Origin of the sequence: Kitasatospora sp. NPDC059803 (assembly GCF_042732255.1) — a bacterium.
Classification (GTDB): domain Bacteria; phylum Actinomycetota; class Actinomycetes; order Streptomycetales; family Streptomycetaceae; genus Kitasatospora.
On sequence record NZ_JBHWIJ010000013.1, the window covers coordinates 43,338 to 48,985 of the forward strand.

General features: G+C 73.9%; 5 protein-coding genes. 4 read left to right on the forward strand and 1 reads right to left on the reverse strand.

The annotated features are described in order from the left end of the window. Positions 1 to 145: 145 nt before the first annotated feature. From ACFV6I_RS03890 to ACFV6I_RS03900, 3 genes are all read left to right on the forward strand, one after another. A complete protein-coding gene (locus ACFV6I_RS03890) occupies positions 146 to 1,783 on the forward strand; it encodes an ABC-F family ATP-binding cassette domain-containing protein (RefSeq protein WP_380423488.1) in 1,638 nt (545 codons plus the stop codon). 134 nt (positions 1,784 to 1,917) lie between these two features. Continuing rightward, positions 1,918 to 2,592, forward strand: a complete 675-nt coding sequence (locus ACFV6I_RS03895) for a nitroreductase family protein (protein ID WP_380346220.1) — start codon at positions 1,918 to 1,920, stop codon at positions 2,590 to 2,592. Between the two features lie 139 nt (positions 2,593 to 2,731). Beyond that, positions 2,732 to 3,352, forward strand: a complete 621-nt coding sequence (locus ACFV6I_RS03900; protein WP_380423489.1) for a GNAT family N-acetyltransferase — start codon at positions 2,732 to 2,734, stop codon at positions 3,350 to 3,352. Between the two features lie 95 nt (positions 3,353 to 3,447). Here the strand turns inward: ACFV6I_RS03900 and ACFV6I_RS03905 are convergent, their stop codons facing one another. Beyond that, positions 3,448 to 4,401, reverse strand: a complete 954-nt coding sequence (locus ACFV6I_RS03905; RefSeq protein WP_063347013.1) for an aldo/keto reductase — start codon at positions 4,399 to 4,401, stop codon at positions 3,448 to 3,450. A 530-nt stretch (positions 4,402 to 4,931) separates the two neighbouring features. Between ACFV6I_RS03905 and ACFV6I_RS03910 the strand changes: the two genes are divergently transcribed. Beyond that, positions 4,932 to 5,528: a choice-of-anchor C family protein gene (locus ACFV6I_RS03910; protein WP_380423490.1), complete on the forward strand. Its 597-nt coding sequence runs from the start codon at positions 4,932 to 4,934 to the stop codon at positions 5,526 to 5,528. Positions 5,529 to 5,648: the final 120 nt, after the last annotated feature.

Consider the following 5,648-nt stretch of genomic DNA (forward strand, 5'->3'; position numbering starts at 1 on the left):
GGTCCCCGCGGGGGGGCGGGGGTGCCCCCCGGGGGGGTTTGGGCTCTCCGCGGCGCGGGGGGCCGCCCCCGGGGGCCGCGGCAGCGGCGCCGCGGCCCCGGGCTTTTCCGCCACCCGGCCCGCTCCTCCTACAATCGGGCTCATCATGAGCGCCACACTCGTAGTCAAGGACCTCGCCGCCGGTCACGGCGAACGCACCCTCTTCTCCGGCCTGGACCTGGTCGTCGCCCCCGGTGACGTGATCGGCCTGGTCGGCGTGAACGGCGCCGGCAAGTCGACGCTGCTGCGGCTGCTGGCCGGGCTGGACACCCCCGAGGGCGGTTCGCTGCGGCTCAGCCCGGCGACCGCCAACATCGGCCACCTGCCACAGGAGCCGGAGCGGCGCGAGGGCGAGTCGGTGCGCGACTTCCTGGCCCGCCGCACCGGCGTGGCGGCCGCGCAGACCGCGCTGGACGAGGCCACCGAGGGCCTGGTCGAGGGCCGCCCGGGCGCCGACGACGCGTACGCGGCGAGCCTGGACCGCTGGCTGGAGCTGGGCGGCGCCGACCTGGAGGAGCGCGCCGAGGAGGTCGCCGACTCGCTCGGTCTGAAGGTCTCGCTCGACCTGCCGATGACGGCGCTGTCCGGCGGCCAGGCCGCCCGGGCCGGCCTCGCCTCGCTGCTGCTCTCCCGCTACGACGTCTTCCTGCTCGACGAGCCCACCAACGACCTCGACCTCGACGGCCTGGAGCGGCTGGAGGCCTTCGTCAAGGGCCTGCGCGCGGGCACCGTGCTGATCAGCCACGACCGCGAGTTCCTGGCCCGCACCGTCACCAAGGTGCTGGAGCTGGACCTGCACCAGCAGCAGGTCAACCTGTACGGCGGCGGCTACGAGGCGTACCTGGAGGAGCGCGCGGTGGCCCGCCGGCACGCCCGCGAGGAGTACGACGAGTACGCCGACACCAAGTCCGGGCTGGAGGCCCGGGCCCGGATGCAGCGCGGCTGGATGGAGCACGGCGTGCGCAACGCCCGCCGCAAGTCCTCCGACAACGACAAGATCGGAAAGGCGCAGCGCGCCGAGTCCACCGAGAAGCAGGCCTCCAAGGCCCGGCAGACCCAGCGGATGATCGAGCGGCTGGACGTGGTCGAGGAGCCGCGCAAGGAGTGGGAGCTGCGGTTGGAGATCGCCACCGCGCCGCGCTCCGGCTCGGTGGTCGCCACCCTGCGCGCGGCCGTCGCCCGCCGCGGCGACTTCGCCTTCGGCCCGGTGGACCTCCAGATCGACTGGGCGGACCGGGTCGCCATCACCGGCGCCAACGGCGCGGGCAAGTCGACGCTGCTGGCCGCCCTGCTCGGCCGGCTCGAACTCGACGGCGGCAGTGCCTCGTTGGGCTCCGGCGTGGTGGTCGGCGAGGTGGACCAGGCGCGCGGGCTGTTCCTCGGCGGCGAGCCGCTGGCGGACGCCTTCGCCGCCGCCGTCCCGGAGTTCACGCCGGAGGAGGTGCGCACCCTGCTGGCCAAGTTCGGCCTCAAGGCGGTGCACGTGAAGCGCCCGGCCGGCACCCTCTCCCCCGGCGAGCGCACCCGGGCCGCGCTGGCGCTGCTCCAGGCGCGCGGGGTCAACCTGCTGGTGCTGGACGAGCCCACCAACCACCTGGACCTGCCCGCGATCGAGCAGCTGGAGGCGGCGCTCGGCTCGTACACCGGGACCCTGCTGCTGGTCACCCACGACCGGCGGATGCTGGACACCGTCACGGTGAACCGGCGGATCGAGGTCCGGGACGGGCGGGTGCACGAGCTGTAGTCCCGTCCGGCAGGGCGGCCCGGCCGGACGGCCCTGCCGGATGGACCCGCCAGGCGGCCCTGCCGGATGGACCTGATCTGCGGATTGGTCTCGACCTCTTCCCGGCGCGGCCGTCATGTGCTGTGCTGTCGGCCATGGTTGACAGTGCAGTGGCAGGGACGCCCTACCCGACCGTCCCCCTCACCCCGATGACGGTGCCGGCCCACGAGGCCGAGGCCCGCAGCAGGTCCTTCCACGACGTGATGGCGCAGCGCCGGACCGTCCGCGACTACGCGACCCGCCCGATCCCGGACGGGGTCGTCGAGTGGGCGATCCGGACCGCCAACACCGCGCCCAGCGGCGCGCACGTCCAGCCCTGGCGGTTCGTGGTGATCACCGACCCGGAGCGCAAGCGGCGGCTGCGCGAGGCCGCCGAGGCCGAGGAGCGCGAGTTCTACGCGCACCGGGCGTCGGAGGAGTGGCTGGCCGCGCTGGCGCCGATCGGCACCGACTGGCGCAAGCCGTTCCTGGAGGACGCGCCGGCGGTGATCGTGGTGTTCGAGGTGCACAAGGGGCCCGATTCGCCGCGCCCTTACTACACCAAGGAGTCGGTGGGGATCGCGGTCGGACTGCTGCTGGCCTCGCTGCACCAGGCCGGGCTGGCGACGCTGACCCACACGCCGAGCCCGATGAAGTTCCTCAACGAGGTCTGCGAGCGCCCGTTGGAGGAGCGCGCCGCGTACGTCATCCCGGTCGGCTACCCGGCCGAGGGGGCGCGGGTGCCGGATCTGCGGCGCAAGGAGCTGGACGAGGTGCTGATCAGGCTCTGACCGCCGGGCGTGTGCGCGCGCCGGTGCGCCGGGGTGCGGCCGGGCGCGCCGGGGTGTGGCGGGGACTGGCGAGAGGCCTGGTGGGAGGCCGTCCGGAATTCATTGGTGACAGGTCCCGGCCAAGGACATAATCGCGGTCATGAGCCACCCGCAGTCACGGTCCTGCAAGTACCCGCCCGCCCCGCTCCACGTGCCCGGCCCCACCGCCGTCACCACCGGGCGGCCGCCCGAGGAACTGCGGCTGCCCGGCGGGATCTCGCTGCTGCGCCGCCGCAGCACGCACGCGGTGGCGCTCAACAAGGCCGTCCGCGCCAACCTGGACCACCTGCGGCCCTGGATGGAGTGGGCGGCCGAGCCCCCCACCCGGGCGCAGACCGCCGAGCTGGCCCGGGCCGGCTCCCTCGCCTGGGAGGCCGGCACCGACTTCATGTACCTGGTCGGCCTGGACGCCGAACCCGGCGGCGTGGTCGGCGCCCTCGGCCTGCACGGCCGGATCGGCCCCGGCGCGCTGGAGATCGGCTACTGGGTCGCCGCCCGGCACGCCGGCCGCGGCATCGCCACCACCACGGCCGGGGCGCTGACCGAGGCCGCCCTGGCGCTGCCCGGCATCGCGCGGGTGGAGATCCACTGCGACGAGGCGAACGGCGCCAGCGCGGCCGTCCCGCGCAAGCTCGGCTACCGGCTCGACCGGGTCGCCGAGGCCGCCGCCCGGGCTCCCGCCGAGACCGGGCGGCAGCTGATCTGGGTCCGGGAGGCCTGACGGCGCTCCGAGGCGGGGCCGGCGACCCGGGCAGCCCGCGCCGTTCGGTACCGCTCGCCGCTCAGCACCGCTCGCCGCTCAGCACCGCTGGCCGTTCAGTACCGCTCGCCCGTTGGCGTCGGCAGCGCGTCCAGGTCGGCCAGATCGGCCGCCGAGAGCACGACCTCGGCCGCGCCCGCGTTGTCCACCAGGTAGCGCGGTGTCTTGGTGCCCGGGATCGGGAAGACGTGCCGGCCCTGCGCCAGCACCCAGGCCAGCGCGACCTGCGCGGGCGTCGCGCCGATCCGCTCGGCGACCTCCTTGACCCTGCCGACCAGTGCCAGGTTCGCCTTCAGCGCGTCCTGCTGGAAGCGCGGCAGCCGGCGGCGGAAGTCATCGGCGGGCAGCTCGTCGAAGGAGGCGATGCTGCCGGTCAGGAAGCCCCGACCGAGCGGCGAGAACGGCAGGAAGGCGATGCCCTGCTCCTCGGTGTACGGCAGCACCTCGGCCAGCACGTCCCGGGTCCAGAGCGAGAGCTCGGACTGCACGGACGCCACCGGGTGCACCGACTGGGCCCGCTTGATCTCCTCGACGGTCACCTCGGAGAGCCCGATCCGGCGGGCCTTGCCGGCCGCGACGGTCTCGGCGAGGGCGCCCCAGGTCTCCTCGATCGGGACGGCCGGGTCGACCCGGTGCAGCTGGTAGAGGTCGACGTGGTCGGTGCCGAGGCGGCGCAGGCTGTCGTCGATCGAGCGGCGCACGTGCTCGGGGCTGCCGTCGCGGGCCGACTGGCCGGACCCGCCCGGGACGATGCCGACCTTGGTGGCGAGGAAGGCGCGCTCCCGGTACGGGCCAGCCAGCGCGGCGCCGACCACCTCCTCGTTGGTGTAGGGGCCGTACATGTCGGCGGTGTCGATCAGGGTGACGCCGAGGTCCAGCGCCTGCCGGATCACCCGGACGGAGTTCTCGTCGTCCCGGTTCTGCACGTCGTAGGCCCAGGTCATCCCCATGCAGCCGAGGCCGATGACGCCGGTCTCCGGGCCGTTGGTACCGAACGTGGCGTTGCGCATGACGGTGCTCCGATCGTGGTGGTGTGTTTGCCCGCTCGCGGGGTGCTGCGGTGGATCAACGCGTCCAGCTTTCACCTTGGAGTGCACTCAAGGTCAAGCCCGTCCGGTCGCGCTTCGGACGCGCTTGGGATCCGCTTCGGACCCGCTTCGGATCCACCTCCGATCCGCCTCCGATCCGCCGACCGCCAGAGGGGTCGTTGATCGTATGAGCGGCCCTCGGCTCACCCGGAGGTGGGATGCGCCCGAGGCGCAGGTGGAGCGCGTACGTCGGACTTCACCACCATGCGCGCGGGCACGACCGTCTGAACCGTGCGTCCGCACCACGGCCGGCCGCCGGGCGCGCGCAGGCCGGCCGCCCGGCCGGCACCGGGTGATCACCCGTCAAACCGGCGTGCGGGAGCCCGTCGGCGGGACCTCCGCACCACCGGGCGCCATCCGTCCGGTCTTGGCAGGGCTCACGGCGACGGCGGACCCTCTGGGCACAGCCGATCATCGGCTCGTCCAGTCGGTATTCCGTTGGGGAGGAACCCATGACGTTCTCGCGCACCCGCCTCGCCGCCGTCGCGGTGATCGTGGCCGCCGCCACCGCCGTGACCGTCCCGGCGCAGGCCGCCGGCGGCCACCGCGCCCTCAGCCGCTTCGACGACGGAAGCTTCGAGTCGCCCAAGGCCCCGGCGAACAGCTTCGCCGAGTTCAACGCCGGACAGACCATCGGCCCGTGGACGGTCACCAGCGGCAGCGTCGACCTGATCGGCGCCGGGTTCTGGCAGGCCGCCGAGGGCGACCAGTCGGTGGACCTCAACGGCGCCACCACCGGCGCCGTCGCCCAGACCTTCGCCACCGTCCCGGGCACCACCTACTCCGTGACGTACGCGCTGGCCGGCAACACGTCGGCCGCACCGGCCGTGAAGACCGGCCGGGTGCTCGTCGACGGCCAGGACTTCCAGGACTTCTCCTTCGACATCACCGGCAAGACGCCGACCAACATGGGTTACGTGGGGCACCAGTTCAGCTTCGTCGCGCGGAACGCCTCCACCACGCTGACCTTCGCCAGCACCAACGCGGGCGCGGCCGGCCCGGTCGTGGACGACGTCCAGGTCAAGGAGTGCAAGCCGTGTTGCGGGTGATCCACTGAACCGCCCCCCCGCCCGCGCCGGGCGCCCCGGGGGGGGCCCCCCCCCCAGGCCCACGCGTTTTTGACCCAGCCTGATAAGTTAATAAACCCCCCAGCGGCCCAGATCGAGGGA